Origin of the sequence: Enterobacillus tribolii (assembly GCF_003363015.1) — a bacterium.
Lineage (GTDB): Bacteria > Pseudomonadota > Gammaproteobacteria > Enterobacterales > Enterobacteriaceae > Enterobacillus > Enterobacillus tribolii.
Map to the genome: position 1 here is coordinate 237312 of NZ_QRAP01000004.1, position 26998 is coordinate 264309.

The 26998-nt window shown below is 57.7% G+C and carries 17 protein-coding genes, 2 pseudogenes and 1 riboswitch; of the genes and pseudogenes, 15 read left to right on the forward strand and 4 right to left on the reverse strand.

The genetic code is table 11. The annotated features are described in order from the left end of the window. The first annotated feature begins 635 nt into the window (after window positions 1-635). The 3 genes from mdtD to baeR all read left to right on the forward strand — a co-directional run bounded on the left by mdtD (window position 636) and on the right by baeR (window position 4546). Complete coding sequence (gene mdtD, locus C8D90_RS10485) at window positions 636-2063, forward strand: multidrug transporter subunit MdtD (RefSeq protein WP_115458392.1); 1428 nt, start codon at window positions 636-638, stop codon at window positions 2061-2063. Further along, window positions 2060-3424 carry an envelope stress sensor histidine kinase BaeS gene (gene baeS / locus C8D90_RS10490; RefSeq protein ID WP_115458393.1) on the forward strand — a complete coding sequence of 455 codons (1365 nt, stop codon included), beginning with the start codon at window positions 2060-2062 and terminating at the stop codon, window positions 3422-3424. Before mdtD ends, baeS begins: the two co-directional genes overlap by 4 nt. A 390-nt stretch (window positions 3425-3814) precedes the next feature. After that, a complete protein-coding gene (gene baeR / locus C8D90_RS10500) occupies window positions 3815-4546 on the forward strand; it encodes an envelope stress response regulator BaeR (protein WP_115458395.1) in 732 nt (243 codons plus the stop codon). 58 nt (window positions 4547-4604) lie between these two features. Here baeR and C8D90_RS10505 read toward each other — a convergent pair whose 3' ends face one another. Continuing rightward, on the reverse strand, window positions 4605-4898 hold the full coding sequence (locus C8D90_RS10505) for a hypothetical protein (RefSeq protein ID WP_147291353.1): 294 nt from the start codon (window positions 4896-4898) through the stop codon (window positions 4605-4607). Between the two features lie 277 nt (window positions 4899-5175). Here C8D90_RS10505 and trhP point away from each other — a divergent pair, with 277 nt between their 5' ends. The 10 genes and pseudogenes from trhP (at window position 5176) to fbaB (ending at window position 19897) form a co-directional block, all read left to right on the forward strand. Continuing rightward, window positions 5176-6537, forward strand: a complete 1362-nt coding sequence (gene trhP, locus C8D90_RS10510; protein ID WP_115458555.1) for a prephenate-dependent tRNA uridine(34) hydroxylase TrhP — start codon at window positions 5176-5178, stop codon at window positions 6535-6537. Between the two features lie 409 nt (window positions 6538-6946). Further along, window positions 6947-7846: a lipid kinase YegS gene (yegS, locus tag C8D90_RS10515; RefSeq protein ID WP_115458397.1), complete on the forward strand. Its 900-nt coding sequence runs from the start codon at window positions 6947-6949 to the stop codon at window positions 7844-7846. Window positions 7847-8034: 188 nt separating this feature from the next. Beyond that, window positions 8035-9249, forward strand: coding sequence for a D-mannonate dehydratase ManD (gene manD / locus C8D90_RS10520; RefSeq protein ID WP_115458398.1), 1215 nt, complete (start codon window positions 8035-8037; stop codon window positions 9247-9249). A gap of 26 nt (window positions 9250-9275) precedes the next feature. Further along, the gene (locus C8D90_RS10525; RefSeq protein WP_115458399.1) at window positions 9276-10289 is read left to right on the forward strand and encodes a Zn-dependent oxidoreductase; all 1014 of its coding nucleotides are present in this window, start codon (window positions 9276-9278) and stop codon (window positions 10287-10289) included. A gap of 64 nt (window positions 10290-10353) precedes the next feature. Further along, window positions 10354-11751: an MFS transporter gene (locus C8D90_RS10530; protein ID WP_115458400.1), complete on the forward strand. Its 1398-nt coding sequence runs from the start codon at window positions 10354-10356 to the stop codon at window positions 11749-11751. 92 nt (window positions 11752-11843) lie between these two features. Further along, window positions 11844-13313, forward strand: coding sequence for a mannitol dehydrogenase family protein (locus tag C8D90_RS10535; RefSeq protein ID WP_115458401.1), 1470 nt, complete (start codon window positions 11844-11846; stop codon window positions 13311-13313). Between the two features lie 631 nt (window positions 13314-13944). Next, window positions 13945-14520, forward strand: a pseudogene (locus tag C8D90_RS22560) (BigA/YdbA N-terminal beta-barrel domain-containing protein); the annotation flags it as partial. A 1923-nt stretch (window positions 14521-16443) separates the two neighbouring features. Beyond that, window positions 16444-17826, forward strand: a pseudogene (locus C8D90_RS22500) (autotransporter outer membrane beta-barrel domain-containing protein); the annotation flags it as partial. A 126-nt stretch (window positions 17827-17952) separates the two neighbouring features. Beyond that, entirely contained in the window at window positions 17953-18660 is a 708-nt protein-coding gene (locus C8D90_RS10545) for a GntR family transcriptional regulator (RefSeq protein ID WP_260503152.1), read from the forward strand. A 187-nt stretch (window positions 18661-18847) separates the two neighbouring features. Then, window positions 18848-19897, forward strand: coding sequence for a class I fructose-bisphosphate aldolase (gene fbaB / locus C8D90_RS10550; protein ID WP_115458402.1), 1050 nt, complete (start codon window positions 18848-18850; stop codon window positions 19895-19897). Window positions 19898-19937: 40 nt separating this feature from the next. Here fbaB and C8D90_RS10555 read toward each other — a convergent pair whose 3' ends face one another. Continuing rightward, on the reverse strand, window positions 19938-20870 hold the full coding sequence (locus tag C8D90_RS10555; protein WP_115458403.1) for a LysR family transcriptional regulator: 933 nt from the start codon (window positions 20868-20870) through the stop codon (window positions 19938-19940). A gap of 232 nt (window positions 20871-21102) precedes the next feature. Here C8D90_RS10555 and C8D90_RS10560 point away from each other — a divergent pair, with 232 nt between their 5' ends. Further along, window positions 21103-21966, forward strand: a complete 864-nt coding sequence (locus C8D90_RS10560) for a hypothetical protein (protein WP_115458404.1) — start codon at window positions 21103-21105, stop codon at window positions 21964-21966. A gap of 45 nt (window positions 21967-22011) precedes the next feature. On the opposite strand, the gene thiD is transcribed toward C8D90_RS10560, so the two are convergent. Further along, window positions 22012-22812, reverse strand: a complete 801-nt coding sequence (gene thiD / locus C8D90_RS10565) for a bifunctional hydroxymethylpyrimidine kinase/phosphomethylpyrimidine kinase (protein WP_115458405.1) — start codon at window positions 22810-22812, stop codon at window positions 22012-22014. Further along, window positions 22799-23611 (reverse strand): hydroxyethylthiazole kinase, encoded by an 813-nt coding sequence (thiM, locus tag C8D90_RS10570; RefSeq protein ID WP_115458406.1) that lies wholly within the window; start codon window positions 23609-23611, stop codon window positions 22799-22801. Before thiM ends, thiD begins: the two co-directional genes overlap by 14 nt. 35 nt (window positions 23612-23646) lie before the next feature. Further along, window positions 23647-23747, reverse strand: a riboswitch (TPP riboswitch). Between the two features lie 1195 nt (window positions 23748-24942). Here thiM and C8D90_RS10575 point away from each other — a divergent pair. Further along, window positions 24943-26964, forward strand: a complete 2022-nt coding sequence (locus C8D90_RS10575) for a type VI secretion system Vgr family protein (RefSeq protein WP_115458407.1) — start codon at window positions 24943-24945, stop codon at window positions 26962-26964. The last annotated feature ends 34 nt before the right edge of the window (window positions 26965-26998 follow it).

Consider the following 26998-nt stretch of genomic DNA (forward strand, 5'->3'; position numbering starts at 1 on the left):
GGGGTTCCGTACGCGAAGGCTCCGGGGTTATATGAGGTTCCTCTGCGGCGTACGGGCAGAGGGTGGCTGGGCGGCCACCCTCTGCACTCCCGCGCCTCGGGTGCGGGCCACCTTTCCCGCCCGCTTCGCGGGTGCCTTCCTCTCCCTTCGGGCCTCATGGCACCGGCTGCGGAAGGGCATCCTGCCCATCCTCGCCTCTCGCCGCTTCCCTGCGGCGAGTGCCGGCCCGAAGGGTTCGTCAGCGGTTCAGGAGGCCGGGGGCTTTGGGGAGAGGTTTTTTTGTGGGAGGGGTTCCGTACGCGAAGGCTCCGGGGTTATATGAGGTTCCTCTGCGGCGTACGGGCAGAGGGTGGCTGGGCGGCCACCCTCTGCACTCCCGCGCCTTGGGTGCGGGCCGCCTTTCCCGCCCGCTTCGCGGGTGCCTTCCTCTCCCTTCGGGCCTCGTGGCACCGGCTGCGGAAGGGCATCCTGCCCATCCTCGCCTCTCGCCGCATCCCTGCGGCGAGTGCCGGCCCGAAGGGTTCGTCAGCGGTTCAGGAGGCCGGAGGCTTTTGAGTGGTTTGTGGTTTTTTGTTTGTGGTTTCGGAGTGGTTTGTATTGTTTGTCTCCTTTTAAGATTTGTATCGGGGTGAGTTATGCGTGAGCACGCGGCTTCGGTTCGGTGGCAGTTGTGGATCGTAGCTTTCGGCTTTTTTATGCAGACGCTGGATACCACTATCGTGAATACGGCCTTGCCGTCGATGGCGGCCAGTTTGAACGAGAGTCCGTTGCATATGCAGTCGGTCATCGTTTCTTATGTGTTGACCGTGGCGGTGATGTTGCCCGCCAGCGGGTGGCTGGCCGATCGGTTTGGCGTGAAGCGGGTGTTTTTTAGCGCCATCGTGTTGTTTACCCTCGGGTCGTTGTTTTGCGCGCGGGCAGAGACGCTCGATCAGTTGATTATGGCGCGTGTGTTGCAGGGCGTCGGCGGGGCAATGATGGTGCCCGTCGGGCGCTTGACCGTGATGAAAATCGTGCCGCGCGATCAGTATATGGCCGCCATGACCTTTGTGACGTTGCCCGGGCAGATCGGGCCGTTGGTCGGGCCGACCCTGGGCGGTTTTCTGGTGCAGTACGCCAGTTGGCACTGGATTTTCCTGATTAATCTGCCGGTCGGTATCGTCGGTGCCATCGCTACATTGTGGTTGATGCCGAATTACACTACGCAGACCCGTAAGTTCGATATCAGCGGCTTTATTATGCTGGCGCTGGGGATGGCGACGCTGACCCTGGCGCTCGACGGGCAGAAAGGGCTGGGGCTGACGCCGTTAGCGACCGCTTTGTTGGCCGGGACGGGCGCGGTAGCGCTGTTGCTGTATTATCTGCACGCACGTTACGGGAAGCTGCCGCTGTTCAGCCTGGAGCTGTTTAAAACGCCAACCTACACGCTGGGCCTTTCGGGGAGCCTGCTCGGCCGCATCGGCAGCGGTATGCTGCCGTTTATGGCGCCGATATTTTTGCAGGTGGGGTTGGGGTTCAGCCCATTTCATGCCGGGATGATGATGATCCCGATGATCATCGGCAGCATGAGCATGAAGCGCATCGTGGTGCGCGTGGTCAACCGCTTCGGCTACCGCCGGGCGCTGGTCGGCGCCACGCTGATGCTGGCCGTGGTCACGCTCGCCCTCCCCGTTTCGGCGCTGTTCGTCAGCAAATACCTGATTGTGCCGGTGCTGTTTGTGCTCGGAATGGTGAACTCGCTGCGTTTTTCCAGCATGAACACCCTGACGCTGAAAGACCTGCCCGATAACCTCGCCAGCAGCGGCAACAGCCTGCTGTCGATGGTGATGCAGCTTTCGATGAGCCTGGGCGTCAGCATCGCCGGTATTCTGCTGGGCATGTTCGCGCATCACCAGATTGTCGCCGACAGCCCGGAAATTCATCAGGCGTTTTTGTACACCTATCTCTGCGTTTCCGTCTGTATCGCGCTGCCTGCGCTGATTTTTATGCGCGTGCCCGACGACATGTTAAAAAACAGCCTGCTGGAGAAGTCTTCCCGCCGCCGTTCCAAGGAGCAGTCATGAAACTGGGTATCACCGGAAAGCTTTTTCTGGCCATTCTGTCCACCTGCATCCTGGTGTTGATCACCATGCACTGGGGCGTGCGCGTCAGCTTTGAGCGGGGATTCATTGACTATATCAAGCACGGTAATGAGCAGCGCGTTTCGCTGCTGGCCAGCGCGCTGGAGGATCAATATCAGCTTCACGGCAGTTGGCGGTTCATTAAGTCTAACGATCGCGTGCTGTTTCAGATCCTGCGCGCCATCGAGCAAAACAGCGAACATCACGGCACCATGCCGCCGCACGGCTGGCGTACCCAGTTCTGGGTGGTGGACGGCAACGGCCGCAAGCTGGTCGGGCCGCCCGGTATGCCGCCGCGGGAAGGCGTGCGCCAGCCGATCCGCTATCAGGAACAAATCGTCGGCTGGGTGGTATCGACGCCGCCGGAGCGCCTGACCCGCAACGCCGACATCAACTTCGACCACCAGCAACGGCGCACCAGTTGGTTTATCGTCGCTCTTGCCACGCTGCTGGCGGCGTGCGTCACGCTGTTTCTGTCGCGCAGCATGCTGGCGCCGGTCAAGCGGCTGGTTGACGCCATGCACCGTCTGAGCGCCGGGGATTTCACCACCCGCGTTGACGCCTCCGCCCGCGACGAACTGGGCCGGCTGGCGCAGGATTTCAATCAGTTAGCGATCACCCTGGAGAAAAACGAACAGATACGCCGCGCCCTGATGGCGGACGTCTCCCACGAATTGCGCACGCCGCTGGCGGTGCTGCGCGGCGAACTGGAAGCATTGCAGGACGGCGTTCGCCAAATGACGCCGGACTCGCTGCTTTCGCTGCAGGCGGAAGTCAGCACCCTGACCAAACTGGTGGACGACCTGCATCAGCTCTCCCTCTCCGATGCCGGGGCGCTGGCCTACCGCAAACAGAGCATCGACGTGGTAAACCTGCTGCAACTGACCGCCGGCGCATTCCATGAACGTTTCCAGTACAAAGACATCCGCCTCGTAACCAAACTGCCGGACGAAGCGAGGGTCTTCGGCGACCCGGACCGCCTGTTACAGCTATTCAACAACCTGTTCGAAAACAGCCTGCGCTACACCGACGCCGGCGGCCAGCTGGAGGTCAACGGCTACACGGAAAACGGCCGTCTGCTCCTGTGCTGGCAGGACAGCGCGCCGGGCGTCAGCGACGAACAACTAACCCTGATATTCGAACGCTTCTACCGCGCGGAAGGATCACGCAACCGCGCCAGCGGCGGCTCCGGGCTGGGGCTCTCCATCGTACACAACATCGTAGAAGCCCACGGCGGCAAAATCAGCGCCGCCCACTCCCCCCTGGGCGGCCTGGCTATCACCCTAATACTGGATTTGGAGTAACCCAGAAAAAACACAAACAATACTAAAGCCTCCGGCCTCCTGAACCGCTGACGAACTCTTCTGGCCGGCACTCGCCGCAGGGATGCGGCGAGAGGCGAGGATGGGCAGGATGCCCTTCCGCAGCCGGTGCCATGAGGCCCGAAGGGAGAGGAAGGCACCCGCGAAGCGGGCGGGAAAGGCGGCCCGCACCCAGGGCGCGGGAGTGCAGAGGGTGGCCGCCCAGCCACCCTTTGCCCGTACGCCGCAGAGGAATCCCATGTAACTCCGGAGCCTTTGCGTACGGAACCCCACCCCCACTCAATCCCCCCACCATATTAAGAAATCCCCCCCTTCCCCCCACTCCCCCCTGCGCTATACTACCCCCAACTTATTCCCCCAAGCGGAGCCCCCATGAACATCCCCGCATCACCCCCGCTCCTCAACCCCGACGGCCAACACATCCTGATCGTCGAAGACGAACCCAAACTCGGGCAGTTGCTGATCGACTATCTCATCGCCGGCGGCTATCGCCCGCACCTGCTGGCTAACGGCAACGACGTCATCCCCTACGTGGAGCAGCACAACCCAGACCTGATCCTCCTCGACCTGATGCTCCCCGGCAAAGACGGCCTGACGCTGTGCAAAGAGATCCGCCGCTTTTCCGAAGTCCCCATCGTCATGGTGACCGCCAAAATCGAAGAGATCGACCGCCTGCTCGGCCTGGAGATCGGCGCTGACGACTACATCTGCAAACCCTACAGCCCGCGGGAAGTGGTCGCCCGGGTAAAAACCATCCTGCGCCGTTGCCACCGCAACAGCGCGCCACAGGCCGATCAGGCCCATCTGGTGGTGGATGAAGGACGTTTTCAGGCCAGCTTCAAGAACCAGTCGCTGGAACTGACCCCGGCGGAGTTCCGCCTGCTGAAAACCCTGGCGACGCAGCCCGGCATCGTGCTGTCGCGCGAACAACTACTCAATCATCTGTACGACGACTACCGCGTCGTTACCGACCGCACGGTCGACAGCCACATCAAGAACCTGCGCCGCAAGCTGGAACAGCTTGAGGAAGGCGAGCCGTTCATCCGCTCGGTGTATGGCATCGGCTACCGCTGGGAAGGCGCGCCCTGCCGGATCGTGAGCTGAACTGAACGATTAAAACAGGGTGACACCGCACCCTGTTTTAATCTCCGGGCCTCACCGCTTATCTGGCACACTCATCCCTGCGTGCGGAAGGCACCGAAGTGCCGCCTTTCAGGTTGAATTTCTCCCCTTTTTTGTTGCAGCCAGCGCACATCGGTACGATCCGCTCGCCCTCGACGTTGGCATGATAGACATGCGCACCCAGCGTTGCTTTCTCATCGCACCCTTCCACAGAGCACGCCATCGGCCATGCTTTACCGGTCATCTTGACCCAGTGATTCATCCACGAACCGCATGAACAATCACGCTCTGTCGTCCCTACTTTGTTTCCCCAGTTCTCACCAGATACATCCATATCGTTCTCCTCAGCCCAAACAGTGATGCAAAAATTACGAACCCAGGCTGCCTGCGTACGGGCAGCGTGTTTACCATATGGGCTTACTTTTCCTCCGGTTTAATAAAAAAGCGAATTGCTAAAAAAGAGAGACTGACCGGCGGGCCGCCCTTTTCTCCGCACCGAGTCAACGGGATTACTGCTTTTTCCCCGCTGAAGCGCTACAATGCCGCCCTTCTTCACGCCCCTGCGGCGTGAACTGACTTGTGATCAGACCCTGAAAGAGAAAAATACGTTTATGTTTACTCCGGAATTACTCTCTCCGGCCGGTACGCTGAAGAATATGCGTTACGCGTTCGCCTATGGCGCGGACGCCGTTTATGCCGGTCAGCCGCGCTACAGCCTGCGCGTGCGCAATAACGAGTTCAACCACGAAAACCTGGCGCTGGGCATTAACGAAGCCCATGCCCTGGGCAAAAAGTTCTACGTGGTGGTGAACATCGCGCCCCACAACGCCAAGCTGAAAACCTTCCTGCGTGACCTGCAACCGGTGATCGATATGGGGCCAGACGCCCTGATCATGTCCGACCCCGGCCTGATCATGATGGTGCGCGAAGCGTTTCCGCAGATGCCGATTCACCTGTCGGTACAGGCCAACGCGGTCAACTGGGCTACGGTGAAATTCTGGAAACAGATGGGCCTGACGCGCGTGATCCTGTCGCGCGAACTGTCGCTGGAAGAGATCGCGGAAATCCGCCGCGAAGTGCCGGACATGGAGATCGAAGTATTCGTTCACGGCGCATTATGTATGGCCTACTCCGGCCGCTGCCTGCTTTCCGGCTACATCAACAAGCGCGACCCGAACCAGGGCACCTGCACCAACGCCTGCCGCTGGGAATATAAGGTGCAGGAAGGCAAAGAAGACGACGTCGGCAATATCGTGCATGTCCACGAGCCGATCCCGGTTAAACAGGTAGAACCGACCCTCGGCATCGGCGCGCCGACCGACAGCGTATTCATGATCGAAGAAACCCAGCGCCCCGGCGAGTACATGACCGCGTTCGAAGACGAGCACGGCACCTACATCATGAACTCCAAGGATCTGCGCGCCATTCAGCACGTTGAACAGCTCACCGCGCAGGGCGTACATTCGCTGAAAATTGAAGGCCGCACCAAATCGTTCTACTACTGCGCCCGCACCGCGCAGGTTTACCGCCGCGCCATTGATGACGCCGCCGCCGGCAGGCCGTTCGATCCCACCCTGCTCACCACGCTGGAATCACTGGCGCACCGCGGTTACACCGAAGGCTTTCTGCGCCGCCACGTTCACGACGAACATCAAAACTATGACTACGGTTACTCTGTTTCCGAACGTCAGCAGTTCGTCGGGGAATTCACCGGCGAACGCCGCGATGGCTATGCCGAAATTGCGGTAAAAAATAAGTTTTCTTTAGGTGACAGCGTAGAAATGATGACGCCGAAGGGAAATATTACCTTCACGCTGGAAGCGATGAAAAACCAGAAAGGGCAGGCCGTTGAGGTTGCTCCGGGCAATGGGCACATCGTATATATTCCTGTCCCCGATGATATTGAACTTAAATATGCCTTATTGATGAGAAATTTATCGGGCACCAGCACCCGTAACCCTCACGCCAAATAAACCACAACGCTGCGTAGTCTATTTCCATCAGGCTGCGCAGTTTTTGGCGATTATACGAGAGAGATCACAATCATCTCCCCTTAATAACGTTATTATCTCGCTGAAAATATAGAACGAAAATCAAGCAATACTAGGAACCACCTCCTTGCCAGCCCAATCTCCCTTGGGCTGGTTTTCTTTTTTATACCTGCCAGAAAAAACGCCCCACCTCATGAATAATAAGACATTTCTTGATATTAGCTACCCGAAAAATAGATAAATTCTTATTTATTAACTATTCTTTTATTTATTTCCCTGACTGAACCCATTCAGCTTAATAAAATAACCCGCATAGCTTAGCGTCCTTACGTAATACAATATATTTTTAACCGTAGCTGATATCCGTTCATGATAATAAAAGAGGCCCGCCATGACACAACGCCATCCGGCACTGATTATCCTCAACGGCAAAAGCGCCGGTAATGAAAGCGTACGCGACGCAATCACGGCGTCACGCAACGCCGGCGAAACGCTGCATGTACGCGTGACCTGGGAGCATGGCGACGCCGCGCGCTACGTCGCCGAAGCCATTTCCCTCGGCGTGGGGACGGTGATCGCCGCCGGCGGCGACGGCACGGTAAACGAAGTCAGCGGCGCCCTGTTCAACCACAGCGGCCACGACAAACCCACGCTCGGCATCATTCCCCTGGGCACAGCCAATGACTTCGCCACGGCCTGCCGGATCCCCGCCGCGCCCGACGTCGCGCTGAACCTGGCTTTGCATGCGCGGGCGGTGCCTGTCGATCTGGTGCGCGTAAACCGCACCCACTTTTTCATCAACATGGCGACCGGCGGCTTCGGCACCCGCATTACCACCGAAACGCCGGAGAAACTGAAAGCCGCGCTCGGCGGCGCGTCTTACTTTCTGCACGGCCTGCTGCGCCTGGACACCCTGAAGCCGGACTTCTGCAAAGTCTCCGGCCCGGATTTCACCTGGCAGGGCAACGCGCTGGTCGTCGGCGTGGGCAACGGCAGGCAGGCGGGCGGCGGCCAGCCGATGTGTCCCGACGCCCTGCTCAATGACGGCCGGATACAGTTGCGCATCCTCGCCGCCGATGAACTGTTGCCATCGCTGCTCGAAGGCTTGCTCAACGGCGAGCAGAGCAAAAACATCATCAATGCCGAACTGCCGTGGCTGGAAATCGAAACGCCGCACGACGTCATGCTTAACCTCGACGGCGAACCGCTCAGCGGCTCGCACTTCCGCTTTGACGTCGAGCCTGGCGCCATTACCTGCCGTTTACCGCCCGACTGCCCGCTGCTGGCCTGATCCCTGCGCCGGCTTACGCCGGCGTTATTTTCTCCCCGCCAGCCCTCTTCCCCTATCCTCCCCCGCGTTTCATCGCTTTGCATCATAAAGCGTGATCTTCACAGGCAAACTTTCACAATCATACTTGTATGGTAGTTAAGTCAGATCTAAAGTCGCGCCATACACCCCGCCATCACAGGATTACGATGATGAAAATTGTTAACGCCGAAGTCTTTGTCACCTGCCCCGGCAGAAACTTTGTCACTTTGAAAATTACCACCGATCAGGGAATCACCGGCCTCGGCGACGCCACGCTCAACGGCCGCGAGCTTTCCGTCGCCTCTTATCTGAAGGATCATCTCTGCCCGCAGTTGATCGGCCGCGACGCCCATCAGATCGAAGACATCTGGCAATTCTTCTACAAAGGCGCCTACTGGCGGCGCGGCCCGGTCACCATGTCGGCGATTTCCGCCGTGGACATGGCGCTGTGGGACATCAAGGCCAAAGCCGCCGGCATGCCGCTGTACCAGTTGCTGGGCGGCGCCTCGCGCACCGGCGTTATGGTGTACTGCCACACCACCGGCCACACCGTCGACGACGTGCTGGAAGACTACGCCAAACACCAGGAAATGGGCTTCAGGGCGATCCGCGTACAGTGCGGCGTGCCGGGCATGAAAACCACCTACGGCATGTCCAAAGGCAAAGGGCTGGCCTATGAACCGGCCACCAAAGGCAACTGGCCGGAGGAACAACTGTGGTCGACGGAAAAATACCTCGACTTCACCCCCAAGCTGTTCGAGGCGGTACGCAACCGCTTCGGCTTCAACGAACACCTGCTGCACGACATGCACCACCGCCTGACGCCGATCGAAGCCGCACGCTTCGGCAAAAGCATTGAAGATTACCGCCTGTTCTGGATGGAAGATCCGACGCCGGCGGAAAACCAGGAGTGCTTCCGCCTGATCCGCCAGCACACCGTCACGCCAATCGCCGTGGGCGAAGTGTTCAACAGCATCTGGGACTGCAAGCAGCTGATCGAAGAACAACTGATCGACTACATCCGCACCACCCTGACCCACGCCGGCGGCATCACCGGCATGCGCCGCATCGCGGACTTCGCCTCGCTGTATCAGGTACGCACCGGATCGCACGGCCCGTCCGATCTCTCGCCGGTCTGCATGGCCGCCGCACTGCATTTCGACCTGTGGGTGCCCAACTTCGGCGTGCAGGAATACATGGGCTACTCCGAGCAAATGCTGGAAGTGTTCCCCCACAACTGGACGTTCAGCGACGGCTACATGCACCCCGGCGATAAACCCGGCATCGGCATTGAGTTCGACGAAAAACTGGCAGCGAAGTACCCCTACGATCCGGCCTACCTGCCGGTGGCGCGCCTGGAAGACGGCACGCTGTGGAACTGGTAAGCGCGGATACTCAACAGGAGAAGAAAATGAAAAGCGTCGTGATTCAACAACCGGGCAGCTTAGTGATCGAAGAGCGTCCGCTGCCGCAACCGCAGCCGGGCGAAGTGCGCATCAGGGTGGAAAGCGCCGGCATCTGCGGCTCGGACGTCCACATTTACCGCGGTCATAACCCGTTCGCCAAATACCCGCGCGTAATCGGCCATGAATTTTTCGGCCGCATCGACGCCGTCGGCGAAGGCGTCTCCCCGGCGCGCATCGGCGAGCGCGCGGTGGGCGACCCGGTGGTCAGTTGCGGGCACTGCTACCCCTGCTCGGTCGGGCGCCCGAACGTGTGCGCCGCCTTGCAGGTGATCGGCGTGCACCGCGACGGCGGCTTCAGCGAATACGTCACGCTGCCGGCGCGTAACGCCCACGCGGTGCCGGACGCCATTCCCGACGCCGAAGCCACCATGATCGAGCCCTTCACCATCGCCGCCAACATCTGCGCCCAGATGAACCCCGGCCCGCTGGATACCGCGCTGATTTACGGCGCCGGGCCGATGGGGCTGACCACCATTCAGGCGCTGCGCGGCGTATACGGCGTGAAGGAAATCATCGTCGCCGACCGCCTCGACGAACGCCTGGCTATGGCGCGGGAGAACGGCGCCGACCGCATCATCAACAACGGCACAGCTGACTTGCGCACCGAGCTGGAAAAAACCGGCACCCGCCCGACGCTGATCATCGACGCGGCCTGCCACCCCGCCATTCTGCCGGAAGCGATCGGCCTGGCCTCCCCGGCGGCGCGCATCGGCATTATGGGCTTCTCCGCCGATCCCTGCGTCATCAGCCAGCAGGGCATCACCAGCAAGGAACTCACCATTTACAGTTCACGTCTCAACAGCAATCGCTTCCCGACGGTGATCGGCTGGATGGCGGAACGGAAAATTCACCCGGAGAAACTGATCACCCACAAATTTCACTACACGCACGTCGTCAACGCCCTTGAGCTGTTCGAACAGGATCAGAAAAGTTGTTGCAAAGTCCTGCTCGAATTTTGACGCAGAGCCTGTACTCCCCGCTCTGTTGCCTATATAAAATCAAGACATCACAGGGATATACAAGATGAACCAGCAACCTACCGATAAGCCGGAACGCAGCACCTCTGACTTAGTTAAAGCGGCCGTCTCCGGATGGCTCGGCACCGCACTGGAATTCATGGATTTTCAGCTTTACTCGCTGGGCGCCGCGCTGGTGTTCCACGAAATATTCTTCCCCGAACAGTCCGCGGCCATGGCGCTGATCCTGGCGATGGGCACCTACGGCGCGGGCTACATCGCCCGTATCGTCGGCGCGTTTTTCTTCGGCCGCATGGGCGATACCATCGGCAGGAAAAAAGTGCTGTTTATCACCATTACCATGATGGGGATCTGCACTACGCTGATCGGCGTGCTGCCGACCTACGCGCAGGTCGGCATTATGGCGCCGCTGATGCTGGTGACGCTGCGCATCATCCAGGGGCTGGGCGCCGGCGCGGAAATTTCCGGCGCGGGCACCATGCTGGCGGAGTATGCGCCGCGCGGTAAACGCGGCATTATTTCCTCGCTGGTCGCCATGGGCACCAACTGCGGCACCCTCAGCGCCACCGCCATCTGGGCCGTGATGTTCTTCCTGCTTGACCGCGAACAACTGCTGGCCTGGGGCTGGCGTATTCCCTTCCTCGCCAGCGTGGTGGTGATGATCTTCGCTATCTGGCTGCGCATGAACCTGAAAGAAAGCCCGGTATTCGAACAGGTGAACGAGGCGGAAACCCGTAAACCCGCAGCGGCGGCCGCAGCAAAAGCGGAAACCAGCCTCGGCGCGATGTTCCGCAGCAAATCCTTCTGGCTGGCGACCGGCCTGCGTTTTGGTCAGGCGGGCAACTCCGGCCTGATTCAGACCTTCCTCGCCGGTTATCTGGTGCAGACCCTGCTGTTCGAAAAACGCATCCCGACCGATGCCCTGATGCTCAGCTCGATCATCGGCTTCCTGACCATTCCGCTGCTGGGCTGGATTTCCGACAAAATCGGCCGCCGTATTCCCTACATCATCCTCAACGTGTGCGCCATTATTCTGGCCTACCCGATGCTTTCGATGATCGTGGATAAAGGCAACGAGCCGAACGTCATCATGGCCTGCATCATCATCATCCATAACTTCGCCGTACTGGGGCTGTTCGCGCTGGAAAACATCACCATGGCGGAAATCTTCGGTTCGCGTAACCGCTTCACCCGCATGGCGATTTCCAAAGAGGCCGGCGGCCTGGTCGCCGTCGGGTTCGGCCCGGTGCTGGCCGGTATCTTCTGCAACATGACCGGCTCCTGGATGCCCATCGTCGTCATGCTGGTTTGCTACTCGCTGATCGGCCTGCTCTCCGCCTTTATGATGCCGGAAGTCAAAGATCGCGATCTGAACGAGCCGGAGGACGCAGCGGAAGCCGTAACGAAACGCAAAGAAAACGCAGTGCGCAGCAGCTACGTTTAAATCCGCCCGTTTCCCTCATCTGATGTAACAGGAGTGACGCCGCAGGCTGGTCCTGCGGTGATCCTCCCACTGCTTTTATCAGGACGTTTATCATGGAAAATACGCTTTTATCCGCCCGGGCTACGCTTCCCGCCTACGATCGCCATAAGCTCGCCGCACGCATCGTTCATTTGGGTTTCGGCGCTTTTCACCGCGCTCATCAGGCGGTCTACGCCGACATTCTTGCCGCGGAGCACGGCAGCAACTGGGGCTATACCGAAATCAACCTGATCGGCGGCGAGCAGCAAATCGCCGATCTGAAACAGCAGGACAACCTGTTCACCGTGGCGGAAATGTCCGCCGATGCCTGGCGGGCGCGGGTCGTCGGCGTGGTGAAGCAGGCGCTGCATGCGCAGACGGACGGCATTGAGGCCGTGCTCGCCGCGCTGACCGTGCCGGACGTGGCGATCGTCTCCCTGACCGTGACCGAAAAAGGCTACTGCCATTCACCGGCGACCGGCCAACTGATCGCCGATCACCCGCTGATTGTCGCGGATCTGCAAAACCCGCACCGCCCTCAGTCCGCGCCAGGCGTGATCGTCGAAGCCCTGGCCCGTCGCCGCTCGGCCGGTTTACCGGCGTTCAGCGTAATGTCGTGCGACAACATGCCGGAAAACGGCCACGTCACCCGCAACGTGATCCTCGCCTATGCGCGGGCGCTGGACGCCGGACTGGCCGAATGGATTGAAACCCGCGTCACCTTCCCCTCCACCATGGTTGACCGCATCGTTCCGGCCGTCACGGAGGAAACCCTCAGCCACGTTGAACAGCTGACCGGCGTACGCGACCCGGCCGCCGTTGCCTGCGAGCCTTTCCGCCAGTGGGTGATCGAAGATAACTTCGTCGCCGGGCGCCCGGCCTGGGAACGCGCGGGAGCCGAACTGGTCGGCAACGTCCTGCCGTTTGAAGAAATGAAGCTGCGTATGCTGAACGGCAGCCACTCCTTCCTGGCCTACCTTGGTTATCTCGCGGGCTATCAGCACATCAGCGACTGCATGCAGGATGATGCATTCCGCCACGCCGCCCGCGCGCTGATGCTCGATGAGCAAGCGCCCACCCTCAGCGTGCAGGGCGTGGATTTGGAAAAATATGCCGATTCCCTGCTCGAACGCTACGCCAACCCGGCGCTTAAACACCGCACCTGGCAAATCGCCATGGACGGCAGCCAAAAACTGCCGCAGCGCATGCTGGACTCCGTGCGCTGGCACCTGGCGCATGGCGGGAGCTATGAACTGCTGGCGCTGGGCGTGGCCGGCTGGATGCGTTACGTCGGCGGCGTTGACGAGCAGGGGAATACGATTGAAGTCAGCGATCCGCTGCTGCCGCAGATAACCGCCTGCGTACAAAGCAGCCGCGACGGCGGGGAGCGCGTTTCCGCTCTGCTTGGCCTGAAAGCGATCTTCGGCGAAGACCTGCCGCATCAGGCGGATTTCACGCGGGCGGTGGCGCACGCCTACCAGAAATTAGCGACGCAAGGTGCGAAAAAGACCGTATTTGAAACGATATATGAATACGCTGTCTGAAGAACAATAGCGATACCTGATAATACCCCGGCGGCTTACCAGACTCAGTTCGCGGTGGTCGCCGGGATAACCCTCTCTCCACGCTTATTTTTTATTTATTATTCCTTCCTGATTTTCTGTTTACCAAATAGCTCCGGCTTATGCCACAACGCCACTTATTTGATGTTTCATTCACGTTACATATTTTATTAATTCCACACACCAAAAACCTCAGCGCGTACTTATTATTTATTTTTATTTCAGTTAATTCCCGCTTAGTATCTTGATAAATCCAATGTCGCCGCTCACACCGGCATTGAATTCAATAATATCATCGCCTGCTGTTTTGCCGGACGGTAATTTATATTTTCATCATATTTATCAAACAATAACCAGAGAAAAACATAAGCGCTGACGTAAGGCGCCTATTCGTGCCAGTCAATGATGCAATACCAGCACTCGCAATAAGCTGTGGGAATTACTCAGCTTATACCCATAACAATTTGATGAAGCTAATAAAGGGAATTCATTATGTATAAAAGAACGTTTATTTCCGTCTGTGTGGCGATGGCATTAAATAACCCGGTATTTGCCGCTCCTCACGGAAATACCACGCCGCTCAGTGCCGCAGAAACCTGCCCGGCAGATACCGATGAACTTACGGAAGAGCAAAAGGCCAAACTTCCTGCTTCCTGCTTCCTGCCGGGAGGACGACAACACGAAAGCCTGGGTAATCGGTGGCGCAGCCGCCGTGGCGGCGGCTATCGGCATTGCAGTGGCGGCAAGCGGCGATGACGGCGGCAGCGGCAATGGTGGCGGCGACGGTAGTGGTGGTGACGGTGGCGATGGCAGCGGTGGGGACGGCGGCGATGGCAGCGGTGGTGACGGCGGCGATGGCAGTGGTGGTGACGGCGGCGATGGCAGTGGTGGTGACGGCGGCGATGGCAGCGGTGGTGACGGCGGTAAGACCGGGATCACCACCTACAGCAACGGCGCCGTCCTGGACCGGGATGCAGGAACGCTGACGATCGCCACAGTCAATACCGGCGACGCCACTTACAACAACGTGAAATTCACTTATCAGCAAATCGACGGCGGCTGGCTGCTGACGGCGGAGGATGGCCGCACGCTGACCGTCACCGACTGGCAGGTAACGAACGGCAACGCGCTGACGTTGTTCGGTACCCAGGGAGACAAACAGCTGGGCTGGATCTACGATCGCGCAGGAGATTTCACCTGGGGCAATGCAGACAGCCTGAGCCGTACAGGAGACAACAACAACACAACCATCACCAGCGGGATCGACGTTGATCAGCGGGGCCAGGCCGGCGTGCTGATTTTGGGCGACGTCACCACAACGCAAATCAACGCTGGCGCCAACGTCAGCAACGGCGGCACCGGCGTCAAAGTAGAAGGCGATGATGCTGCGCTCACCCTCAGCGATGGCGCGGATTTCACCGTGGGCGGCGCCGGCTCAACCGGGGTAGATATCTCCGGCGACCGTGCGAAAGTGCAGGCGGACGGCGATCTGAACGTCAGCGGTGGCGCAACCGGCATTGCGGTAAAAGGTGCGGACACGTTGCTCAGCAACGGCGGCAACATCACGGTGACAGACAGCGGCTCCGTTGGGGTGTTGATTGCAGGCGACCACACCGTATTCAGCAATAAGGGCACGATTAATTCCAGCCTGAATGGCACCGGAATGGCAATTACCGGGGATAACGCTCAAGTCGATCTGAACGGAGCACTGAATGTAAATCTCGTCGCCAACGGCGACGGAATTCCTCAGGGAGCGACGGGACTCAGTATTTCCGGTAACAGCGCGAAAGTCACGATGAAGGGAGACGTGGCAATTGCAGGATCATTGAATAACAGCAGCGGGCTCCCCCTGTCGCTGCTTGGCGTCTCCGTTTCCGGGGACAATAATGCCGTTGATATCGGCGGCAGTGTAAATATCTCCCTTGACTATACAACACCAGACTCTATAAATGCGCAAGCTGCGGGTATTACCGTTGATGGAGGCAATAATACGGTAACAATCGCTGGTGGCCTCAATATGAATTATGCCGATGGCAGATCCAGTGATAGAAACGGGGAAAACGATGGCCTGCTCGCCGGTGTTAAGGTCAATGGAGATAATACCCTGAAGATTAAAGGTAATTCCTCCTTTACCATGCAAGGGATGCCTGGCGATAAGGCAACATTTGCGCAAGTCTCCGGCGGCGGGCATTTGATATTGGAAAAAGACTCCACGCTGGGCGTCTCCTTTACCAGTGTCTACAGGAATGACAGTGGCCACCAAAGCGTTATTAGCGCCACGGGCGAAGGTTCCTCCGCCGATAACTATGGCATCATAAACAGCAATGCCGCTGATACAACCCTGTTGCAAGCCGCATCCGGCGCAGTAGTGACAAATCACGGCACGATCACTGGCAAGGTCAGCGCACAGGGCGGCTCATGGGGCATCGTGGAGAGCTATGCAGGCAGTGCTGCAATCAATGCAAGCGGCGGAAGCATCAACCTGACCAATAGTTATACGCCGGAGTATGGAACAGCCTTAACCGACCTCCCTATCAGGGGACATCTCAGAACAAGTTATGCCATGCTGTCGGGCTTCTCCTCTACTTCCAGTACGCTGCTTAACGCAGAAGGCGGTGAAATCAACCTGCAAGGGGCAGGGCTGTATGGTATGGGCCTCACTAAAGGCACAGGCACCAATGCTGGCACCATTAACCTTGATGGCTTTACCCCAACCTTCGATGATGAAGGCAACGTCACTGATAAAGAGGTCTGGACGGGTTACATTGCAGCCCGTGGGGCGGGCATCGTTACCGGGTCCGACGAGATAGGCGGGGCCAGCGCCTCCGCTACCAACACCGGCACCATCAACGTCAACAACGAAGGCTTCGGCATGCTGGCCCTGAACGGCGGCACCGTCACCAACCAGGGCACCATCAACCTCACCTCGGACGAAGGCGTTGAAAGAACGACGGATAACCAGTTGGTCGGCATCGGTGTTATCGGCGGCACCGCCATTAACGATAAAACCGGCGTAATCAATATCCAGGGCAATGTCGGCCAGGCGTTCTATAACAACGGCTCCGGCACCATTATCAACTACGGCCAGGTCTGCATCGACGGAACGTGCCAGGGGCCCACGGACAATAACGCGGAAGCGAACAATGCGTCCCGCACCCAGCCGGACGCGCCCGCCGGCGCCAATAACCTGCAAGGCTATGTCGTCGGCACCAACACCGACGGCTCTGCCGGTAAGCTGATGGTCAGCAACGCCAGCATGCAGGGCGTTTCCGTCAACACCGGCTTTACCTCCGGCACGGACGCCACCTCCGTGACCTTCAACGACGTGGTGCAGGGCAACAACCTCACCGATGCCACCGCCATTCAGTCCACCTCGGTGGTCTGGAACGCCAAAGGCAGCACCGATGCCGCCGGCAACGTCGATGTCACCATGACCAAAAAGGCCTACGCCGACGCCGCGGGCGACAGCAGCGTTGCCGGCGTCGCCGGCGCCCTGGACGCCGCCTATACCAACAATGCGCTGTTCAACAGCCTCAACGTCGGCACCTCTGCCGAACTCAGCAGCGCCCTGAAGCAAATCAGCGGAGCCGGCGCGTCCTCTGCCGGACGCGATGCCCGCATCCTGAGCAACCGCTTCACCATGCTGGCCGACAGCGCTCCGCAGATGCCCAACGGCCTGAGCTTCAACGTCGTCGCCAAAGGCGACCAGCGTGCCGAACTGAGCAACAACACCCGGTACGACATGATGGCGCTGGGCCAAAAGTTCGCCCTCGGCGGCAACCAGACCCTCAGCGTGCAATACGGTATGGCGCGTCTGGACGGCAACGGCGCGCGCAACGCGGGCGACAACGGCCTGACCGGCGGCTACAGTCAGTTCCTCGGCTTCGACCACGCCCTGCCGCTGGGCGACGAAGGGCTGATGCTCAACAACAGCCTGCGTTACGACATCCACAACCTCGACACCCGCCGCAGCATCAGCTACGGCGACGTCAACGCCACGGCGAAGTCCGGCAACCGCGAGCAGTATCTTGAGCTGCGCAGCACCGCCGGGAAAACGCTGCAATGGCAGGAAGGGCTGGACGTCACCCCATATGCCGGGCTGAAGCTGCGCCACACCCTGAGCGACGGCTACGGCGAACACGGCGCGGGCGACTTCAACCTGAAGATGAGCAACGGCAGCGAAACCGCGCTGGATTCAATCGCAGGCGTGAAACTGAGCTATGCCGGCAAAGATGGCTGGGCGGTCACCGCCTCACTGGAAGGCGGCCCGAACCTGAGCTATGCCCAGAGCCAGCGCAAAGCCAGCCTGCAAGGCGCGGCGGGTCAGTCGTTCAACGTCAATTCCGGCGAGAAAGGCGGCGGTTTCAACGGCCAGGCCACCCTCGGCGTGAAATACAACGGCAAAGCAGGCGCGCTGCAACTCGATGCATTCCAGTGGAAGGAGGACGGCATCAGCGACAAAGGGCTGATGTTCAACCTGAAAAAAACCTTCTGATCCTCACGGCGCCGCATTCGCGGCGCCGCTTCAATTTATCCGTTCATGTTCCCCCGCCGCCTTATCCCCCTTTAAAACAAAAAATGTGTTAACATCCCCTCCATTCCCGTACTGTCATAACGACTTATGTCTACGCAGATTATTTCACCCAGCTACGAGCTCAGCGGTACCCTGCCCGTCAATCAGCAGGTTTACCGTTTGCTGCGCAAAGAAATCGTCGAGTGCACCATCCCGCCGGGGACGCTGCTGTCGGAAAAAGAGATCTCCAGCCGCTTCAGCGTGTCGCGCCAGCCGGTGCGGGAAGCATTCATCAAGCTGGCGGAGAACGGGCTGGTACAGATCCTTCCCCAGCGCGGCACCTTCGTGCGTAAAATCTCCGCCAAGCGCGTTGCCGACGGGCGCTTTATCCGCTGCGCCATCGAGTGTTCCATCGTGCGCCGGGCGGCGCTGCTGGTCACGCCGGCGCAATTGCTGGAGCTGGAACACAACCTTAACCGCCAGACGCTGGCCTCGAAAAACAACCAGACCTCGGAATTTCTGGCGTTGGACGATCAGTTCCACCAGATGCTGACCGGGATCGCCGACTGCCCGCTGGCGTGGGAAACCATAGAAAACATCAAGGCCACGATGGATCGGGTGCGTTTCCTCACCCTGAGCGAAGTGTCGCCGCCGGACAGCCTGATCGCCCAGCACTACCGCATTTTTGACGCCCTCACCCGGCGCGATCCCGGCGCGGCGGAAGCCGCCATCAACGCGCACCTGCAGGAAATGATCTACACCATCACCCCCATCGAGCGGCAAAATCAGGATTGGTTCGAACCGGAAGGGCAGTAATTCACGCTGCTGTCCACTTCCGGTGACGGCCCCGGCTTTTCTCCCATGCCCCGCGCCGTGGTTTCCTGATACAAAAGCATGTATTGTAGTTCCCGGCTGTAACTGAAGCGCTAATGTCTTGTTAATAAATTTCATTTCTCGCCCCGCCGGCGGATAACCGGCAAACCGGGCATTGATGGGAGTAATTATGACTGATATCGCAAAGCTGTTGGGTAACGAGGCCGACCAACTCCTGCAACACCGCTGTTCCACCATCCCGGCAGACCAGCTCTATCTGCCCGGACCGGATTTCGCCGATCGCGTGATGATCGACAATAACCGTTCGCCGCGCGTACTCGCCGCCATGCAAACCCTGTTCAACACCGGCCGCCTGGCGAAAACGGGCTACCTTTCCATTCTGCCCGTCGATCAGGGCGTTGAACACTCTGCCGGTGCCTCCTTCGCCGCCAACCCGCTCTATTTCGATCCGAAAAACATCGTGGAGCTGGCGCTGGAAGCCGGCTGTAACTGCGTCGCATCCACCTATGGCGTGCTGGCCGCAGTGTCGCGCCGCTATGCGCATAAAATTCCGTTCCTGGTGAAGCTCAACCACAATGAGACGCTGAGTTACCCGACGCAGTACGATCAGACGCTGTATGCCAGCGTGGAACAGGCATTCAACCTGGGCGCACAGGCGGTCGGCGCCACCATCTACTTCGGCTCCGAGCAGTCGCGCCGCCAGATCGAGGAGATCTCCGCCGCCTTCGAGCGCGCTCACGAACTGGGCATGGTCACGGTGCTGTGGGCCTACCTGCGCAACGCCGCCTTCAAAAAGGACGGCGTTGACTACCACGCCAGCGCCGATCTGACCGGGCAGGCCAACCATCTCGCCGCCACCATCGGCGCGGATATCGTGAAGCAGAAAATGGCCGAAAATAACGGCGGCTATAAGGCGATCAACTTCGGCTATACCGACGAACGCGTTTACAGCAAGCTGACCAGCGATAACCCGATCGACCTGGTGCGCTACCAGTTAGCCAACTGCTATATGGGGCGCGCAGGATTAATCAACTCCGGCGGCGCAGCCGGAGAGAATGATCTGTCCGAATCCGTCCGTACCGCGGTGATCAACAAGCGCGCCGGAGGGATGGGGCTGATTCTGGGAAGGAAGGCGTTTAAGAAATCGATGAAGGATGGCGTGGCGCTGATTAACGCCGTTCAGGATGTTTATCTCGACAAGAAAGTCACTATCGCCTGACGGGGAAAAGCGCGGCTCTCACGGGGCCGCGCATCAGGGTTCAGATCTGTTCCGCAACCTTTCTGATGACGTTCAGCAGGTGAGCAAAATGCCGCTCCCTGGCTGATGTCTTGTTATACATCATGTATACCGGCACGTTCGGGATCGGGAAGTCCGCCTTTAACACTTTGACCTGAAACGCAGGTTGCAGACGTTTCAGCGCCGCCTGCGGGATCAAACCCACCAGTTCAGTGGCCTCAACGACGGCCAACAACGCCATGATCGACTGTGCGCCAAAAGAGAAATGGCGTTCGCCCATTATTTTGTCAACCTCAGCCCGGCGCGATTCAGTCATCTGATTCGAGGTGTTGTAATACACGAAGTGTTCCCGAGCAACATCGTCTTTGGTAAACACCTCCCCCAGCCGCGGATGATCGTTCTTCGCGATAAAAACCGCCGTCTCGCCAAAAAGCTCTTCACATCCCGTAGACGCACTGTGATAAGCCTCGATGTCAAAGATAATGTCGCTTTTGCGGTAGGTTAACAGTTCCTCGGTGCTGCTCGTGATGTCCTCATTGTTGTGTTGTACCAGAATCGTTTCTTCTTTTTCCTCCAGCAGGCACGTCACCAACGGCGGCATCAACCGCATCGCCAGCAAAGCAGAGCAATACACCACATATTTCTGACGCCGGGCGTCACCGTTCAAATTACTGATGCCGGTAATCAGTTCACCCAGCCCGGACGAAATCACCTCATGCAGATTGACGCCGAACAACGTCGGTGCAATGCCTTTTCCTTCACGCAGAAACAGAGGATCGGAAAAATGAAGCCGCAGACGCTGCAATGCCTGGCTGACAGCAGAAGGCGTCATCCCCAGTTCCGATGCCGCCCGGCTGACGCTGCTGTGCGCGAAAACAGTCTCAAATACGGTGAGTAAATTGAGATCCAGCCCTTTAATTTTATTAAAATCGGGTAAACCATGCCTGCCTGCCATGCCTGACTCCAGTGAGTGAATATGTCATGCTTTCAACACGTTCAGATTTATTGATTAAAGAATAGCAACAATAATTACTTTTAAATTTATTATTTATGCTTATAGATCAAAACATAAAATAAAATTGATCGACCACATGAATGATAGCGGAATTTTCCTCAAGTTTAACTGATTACGCTAAGCTATTTCCTATTTCTTTGCCCCTTGCCGCCATCACCAAAGGAACCTGATCATGAGCGCCTTACCTTCCCTGCCCGCACCGGAAAAAAGCCAGCACAGTGCGGAGCAGGCTCATCCCCTGAATACGCTGGAATCAGGCAAAATTGCCCAGTTGGTTGCAGATCTGGATATTACCGGTTCGGAAAAGGAGCATTACCTCACTGGCTGGATGGGGTCGCGGTCTTTAGTCATGATCCGCAACTATCAGGATAACCGCGGCACATCGAGCGGATTTGTTCTGACCGTGCCGGGGCGCTACCGTTTCAGCGTTCAGGCCATCACCTTCCGCATACCCAAAATCTTGTTGTGGGCCACGTTTCGCCTCAAACCACGCACGATGACGCTGGTTGCCTGGCAGCCGCTGGGCGAACGGGCCAAGATGGTGCAGTACCGCAACATTCCTGATGCCGCGGTTAAAGCCGAGCTGGATCAACAGTGGCGGGACATCAACGATTACCTGGGCGAAGCCTGCTGGCAGAAAGAACGCCACTATCCGCTGTGGCAACGCCTGGAAAGCACGGCGGATGAGCGCCGGCTGAATGCGTTGTCCGCCGCGCTGCACGATGGGAGCCGGGCGCTGCAGCAGGACGGCGAATTTTCCGGCCTGTGGCAGGGCGATATTTTTGTCGCCATCCGTCCCGCCGGCGACAGCTCGCCGCTGCCGTCTTTGATTATCAGTTGGCAGGAAGAAGACGCGTTGCGCAGCTATTTGTATGGCTGGCTGGACGATAACGAAGGCGGGCAAACGCTGGCGATGGCCTACCGCCCGCAAAAAGAGGAAGCCTTTTTCACGCTGAACCGCTTTGACGCCAGGCATCTGCAAAAAGCGCTGGCGCTGCTTGAAAGCGTCATCTCCGCCAATACGGCGCAGGCCTGACGCCCTCGCCCGCCCCGTTGCGGGGCGGGCGTAAGCGGCTTTGCATTACCACCAGCGGTGGAAATGGTGAACGGGGCCGATACCGTGCCCGACGTCCAGTGAGTCCGCCGCCTGCAATGCCTGTTGCAGGTAATCTTTCGCGGCGGCGACCGTATCCGGCCAGTTCTCATAGCGCGGGCGCAGCGCCGCCAGCGCGGCGGACAGCGTGCATCCGGTGCCGTGCGTATGGCGGGTGTTAACGCGTTCGGCAGTGAAACGCTGCTCGCCCTGCGCGCTAATCAGCCAGTCGGGGCTCTCCGTATCCTTCAGGTGGCCGCCTTTCATCAACACCGCCGGGCATCCCAACGCCAGCAGCTCACGCCCCTGACGACGCATTTCCTCTTCGCTGTCCGCCACCGGGCAGGCCAGCAGCGCCGCGGCCTCCGGCAGGTTGGGCGTAATCAGCGACACAACGGGCAGCAGCCGCTCCCGGATGGCCTGCACCGCCTGCGGCTCCAGCAGGGGATCGCCGCTTTTCGCCACCATCACGGTGTCCAGCACCACGAACGGCACGCGGTAACGGTCCAGGGCAGCGGCAACCTGCTCCACCACGGCGGCATTCGCCAGCATGCCGATTTTGGCGGTATCGATACGAACATCGCTGAGCACCGAATCCAGCTGGGCGCCGACGAAAGCGGCATCGACGTTATACACCGACTGCACGCCGCAGGTATTTTGCGCCACCAGCGCGGTAATCACGCTGGTTCCGTAAGCCCCCAGCGCAGAGAACGCCTTCAGATCGGCCTGAATTCCCGCGCCGCCGCTGGGATCGGTGCCGGCAATGGTCAAAGCATTAATACGTTTCACAGACGTTCTCCTGCAGGTCGGTTACTTCAAGGGCATACAGCGCATCCAGAAAAGCGGGCACGAAGCTGCCCGGCCCGCGCACAGCAGCGCAGGCGCGCTCACCGGCCAGCGACATCACGCGGCAGGCCGTCGCGACCGCCGCCAGGCGATCGGGCTGAACCGCAAACGCGGCTACCACCGCCGACAGCGCGCAGCCGGTTCCCACTACGCGGGTCATCAGCGGGTCGCCGCCGCAAACGGCGTAGTCCCGTTCGCCGTCGGTAACGAAATCCACCGCGCCGGTCACCGCCACCACCGCGCCGCTACACTGCGCCAATGCACGCGCCGCAGGCAGCGCGGCGGCGGAATCATCGGCGCTGTCCACGCCGCGGCCCCGGGCGTCCAGCCCGGCAAGCGCCATAATTTCGGAAGCATTGCCGCGGATCGCGGCGGGACGTAACGCCAGTAGCTCCCGGGCAAAGCGGGTACGGTAGTGCAAACCGCCGACGGCCACCGGGTCCAGCACCCAGGGGCGCCCGGCGCCGTTGGCCGTTTCGGCGGCGGCCAGCATAGCGCGGGCGCGGTCGGCATGCAGGGTGCCGATATTGATGAGCAGCGCATCGGCCAAGGCGGCAAACTGCGCCGCTTCCTCCGCTTCTACCACCATCGCCGGAGACGCGCCCAGCGCCAGCAGAACGTTGGCGGTAAAACTTTGCACGACTTCATTGGTCAGGCAATGCACCAGCGGTGCGGCAGAACGAAAGCGGGAAAATGACGCCGCGGCAAGATCGCCGGGCAACAAGGCAGGTTGAACAGACATATTCCTCCCAACCGGCATATAAGAAGCGGATACCGGTTGGGCATCACGAACTTCCCTACGCTGGCATTATCCAGATCAGGTCGGCGGGTGTATCTCAGCCCTTGCGCGGTAAAGCGGGGCACCCCGAGTCGTTAATACTGTGCGCAAGATTAGGGGAAGCGGCTGAGTAATGCAAGAAACGATGGCCGCAGGGATGATGCTCTCTGCAATCGAGTAACGCGGCCGAATGTCTCACCGTTATTTACCTCATTACGTCGGATAATACCCCAAAATTCCCGGATAATGACTCACTCATTGTTTTATCTTATGTCGTGAAACAGATAAAAATAGCACGTTAGTTTTCACCAAAATAAAAAGTAAACGCTTTAATAACAGGATAATTAGTAAAGAAGCTCCTTAGCTTATCGATACAGATTAATCTCAATCATTGCACAGAGTTAAAATAGCCCCGCAATTATTACACTCTTTTTTTATGTGGAAAATGGAATTCCATGGCGCTCTGACAAGAGTAAAACGCAATTAATAAGCATATTCTTTACCTTAAACGGCGAAACCCGCCTTTATTCACCCATCTGCTAAACCTGTATAAAGAGCGAATCATCAACACATAAACACCAACAATGAATTTACAAAAAACATCTTTTCAATCAATGAATAATGAACGCAAAACAATAACAAAAGTTTATTCACCTGAAATAAAAAACAATCACATAAGAATAGCATCCGGTTAATTAAGATTCGTCTGGCGCGACCGTAACCATCAGATAAAAAACGAAAATAACTCTTTAGAGTTATATGAGTAAAATAATAAAAAAAGACGTTATTCCCCTTACTTCGATCGGCACCAAGAGAAATATCTGCACCCTCTCCTTTAGAATATAGTCAAATACTTATTTTTCTGACATTAAACCCAAGACTTAATCTTACATGTAATTCCTGCAATTTACAGATAATTCCATGTCAATAATTAAAAAAGTTAATCAAGTTCATCAATCCAAGAAATTCGCGCATGCAGCATATTTTAAAATACAATAAAAGCAGTAAGTTAAGTAAAAACACCTTATCGTGCCAGGAAGTAACGACAAAAATTAAAAAACAATTTAAATTCTTATAAATTCCTAGAAAACTAGGAACGCATTAAAAAATAAATCTGCCTCTCCTATTTTATTTCCATCCATTAGATTTATTTGACAAGAAATTAATTATTGGATACGAATATTAGCCACTTAGCTTTCGTAAATAAAAAATTCAAATCCAACAATGGAAATAACCGTCGTAGCTGCACGGTTATCTTGATACGGCGTTATTTACTCAACGAGCGAGACAAAACAATGCTTATATCAAACCGTATTTTCGTTGCTCAACAGATAACCGCGCCATCTGAACCGCTTCTTTTCCGTAATCTGATCGGAGAGGAACGTTTATCTGAGTTATATGAACTTAACGTCGGGTTATTATGTCCCCAAAACACCCTCGATCTTAAGTCATTGCTCAGTAAGTCTTTTACTGTTGAAATCAACGATCAGGCCGCGCCGACACGTTATCTGAATGGTAATATCACGGGGATGACATTATCGGGTCAGGAAGAAAGCGGCGAAAGATACTACATTTATAATGCCACTCTGCGTCCCACGCTTTGGTATTTAACGCAGAATCAGGATTGCCGTATTTTTCAGGAACAAACCGTTCCGGAAATAATCTTAAGCGTGCTGAGTGAATACAAAATCAATGTCGATAATCGCCTGAGCTATAATTATCGGCCGTGGGGCTATTGCGTCCAATATCAGGAAAGCGACTACGATTTTATTAGCCGTCTGATGGAACATGAAGGTATCTACTTCTACTTCACTCATCAGGCCGACGGCCACACCATGGTTCTCGCCGACGCCCCGCAGGGGCACGACACGATGAGCGGTTACGACAGCATCGTTTACCGCCTGACGCGGGGCGGTCTGACAGAAGACATTACCACGATTTACGAGTGGAAAGTCTCCGACGTCATCACGCCCAGCCTCTACAGCCTGGACGATTACGACTTCCGTAAGCCGCGCGCCAACCTGCTGGAAAACCGCCGCAACCCGCTCTCCTTCGCCAAGGAAAAAGCGGAAATCTTCGACTGGCCCGGATGCTATACCGATCAGGGGCACGGCCAGTTTTACGCCCGCGTGCGCCAACAGGAATTCGAATCCAATCACGAAACCATGCAGGGGCAGGCAACCTCCCTCGGCGTGGCGCCAGGCTACCGCTTTATGCTGGACAACGCCCCGCGCGCGGAAGACGCCCGTGAATACATGACCGTCGCCGCCCGCTATTTCTTCCAGGAAAACAGCTACTCCAGCGGCGATGAAATTGAAACTGAGCACAACATTGCCTTCGAGGTCGTGCCGGCCGACACCCAATGGCGCCCGGCGCGCAAAACCAGCTGGCCGAAAACCAACGGACCGCAGACGGCAGAAGTCGTCGGCCCGGATGGAGAAAGTATCTGGACCGACAAATACGGACGGGTAAAACTCAAATTCCGCTGGGATCGCTACAGCCGGGGTGACGAAACCAGCTCGTGCTGGGTCAGGGTGTCCAGTAACTGGGCCGGCTGGCAGTACGGCGGCGTTCAGGTTCCCCGCGTCGGCGAAGAAGTGGTGGTCGATTTTATCAACGGCGACCCCGACCGCCCGATGATCACCGGCCGCGTCTATAACGAAGACAACATGCCGCCGTGGGATCTTCCGGCCAACGCTACCCGTATGGGGATCATGAGCCGTACCAAGGACGGCAACATCGCCAACGCCAACAGCCTGTTCCTGGAAGATTCGCCGGGCATCGAAAGCTTCGATATGCATGCCGAAAAGGACATGAATATCTCGATCGAAGACAACTTCGACATTCTGGTACAGGGCAACCGTACCCGGATGATTGAGGGAACCAACACCTCCACGACGAACGGCCCTGTGACACAGGTAATGAACAGCACGCTGACCAGTACGGTTCAGGGTCCGGCGACGCAGTTATTTAACAGTACGCTGACCACTACCGTCGCGACCGTGCTTACCATGATCGCCCCGACGATGATGATCCAGCCGACCACCAACATGATATCCATCACGCCGGACAGCCTGGAAGCCACGCTGATAAAGGTTTTCGCCGCCGGCGCACGGGTACAGGCCATCGGCGCGGACATCCGGGCGCGGGGAGCGCACATCGACTCAACCCAGTTCGAGGCCAAAATCAACCCGGCATTCCTGTGGGTAACCACCGCCAAGATATTGGTCGACAGCACGGTTCTGAAAATCTTTAAGCAACAAATCAACATCGGCAAACTGGAATTAAACGCCAAAGACCTGGTGGTTTATCTCTAAGCGTTATCAGAACGACAAGGAAATACTCTCCCGT

Bases quoted from the DNA above. Each gene is read 5' to 3' on its own strand.
- C8D90_RS10530 (WP_115458400.1), top strand. From the start codon at position 10,354: ATGAACCAGCAACCTACCGATAAGCCGGAACGCAGCACCTCTGACTTA.
- baeR (WP_115458395.1), top strand. From the start codon at position 3,815: ATGAACATCCCCGCATCACCCCCGCTCCTCAACCCCGACGGCCAACAC.
- C8D90_RS10555 (WP_115458403.1), bottom strand. From the start codon at position 20,870: ATGGCAGGCAGGCATGGTTTACCCGATTTTAATAAAATTAAAGGGCTG.
- C8D90_RS10505 (WP_147291353.1), bottom strand. From the start codon at position 4,898: ATGGATGTATCTGGTGAGAACTGGGGAAACAAAGTAGGGACGACAGAG.
- C8D90_RS10535 (WP_115458401.1), top strand. From the start codon at position 11,844: ATGGAAAATACGCTTTTATCCGCCCGGGCTACGCTTCCCGCCTACGAT.
- baeS (WP_115458393.1), top strand. From the start codon at position 2,060: ATGAAACTGGGTATCACCGGAAAGCTTTTTCTGGCCATTCTGTCCACC.
- C8D90_RS10560 (WP_115458404.1), top strand. From the start codon at position 21,103: ATGAGCGCCTTACCTTCCCTGCCCGCACCGGAAAAAAGCCAGCACAGT.
- C8D90_RS10545 (WP_260503152.1), top strand. From the start codon at position 17,953: ATGTCTACGCAGATTATTTCACCCAGCTACGAGCTCAGCGGTACCCTG.
- fbaB (WP_115458402.1), top strand. From the start codon at position 18,848: ATGACTGATATCGCAAAGCTGTTGGGTAACGAGGCCGACCAACTCCTG.
- yegS (WP_115458397.1), top strand. From the start codon at position 6,947: ATGACACAACGCCATCCGGCACTGATTATCCTCAACGGCAAAAGCGCC.
- manD (WP_115458398.1), top strand. From the start codon at position 8,035: ATGAAAATTGTTAACGCCGAAGTCTTTGTCACCTGCCCCGGCAGAAAC.
- C8D90_RS10525 (WP_115458399.1), top strand. From the start codon at position 9,276: ATGAAAAGCGTCGTGATTCAACAACCGGGCAGCTTAGTGATCGAAGAG.
- thiM (WP_115458406.1), bottom strand. From the start codon at position 23,611: ATGTCTGTTCAACCTGCCTTGTTGCCCGGCGATCTTGCCGCGGCGTCA.
- mdtD (WP_115458392.1), top strand. From the start codon at position 636: ATGCGTGAGCACGCGGCTTCGGTTCGGTGGCAGTTGTGGATCGTAGCT.
- C8D90_RS10575 (WP_115458407.1), top strand. From the start codon at position 24,943: ATGCTTATATCAAACCGTATTTTCGTTGCTCAACAGATAACCGCGCCA.
- trhP (WP_115458555.1), top strand. From the start codon at position 5,176: ATGTTTACTCCGGAATTACTCTCTCCGGCCGGTACGCTGAAGAATATG.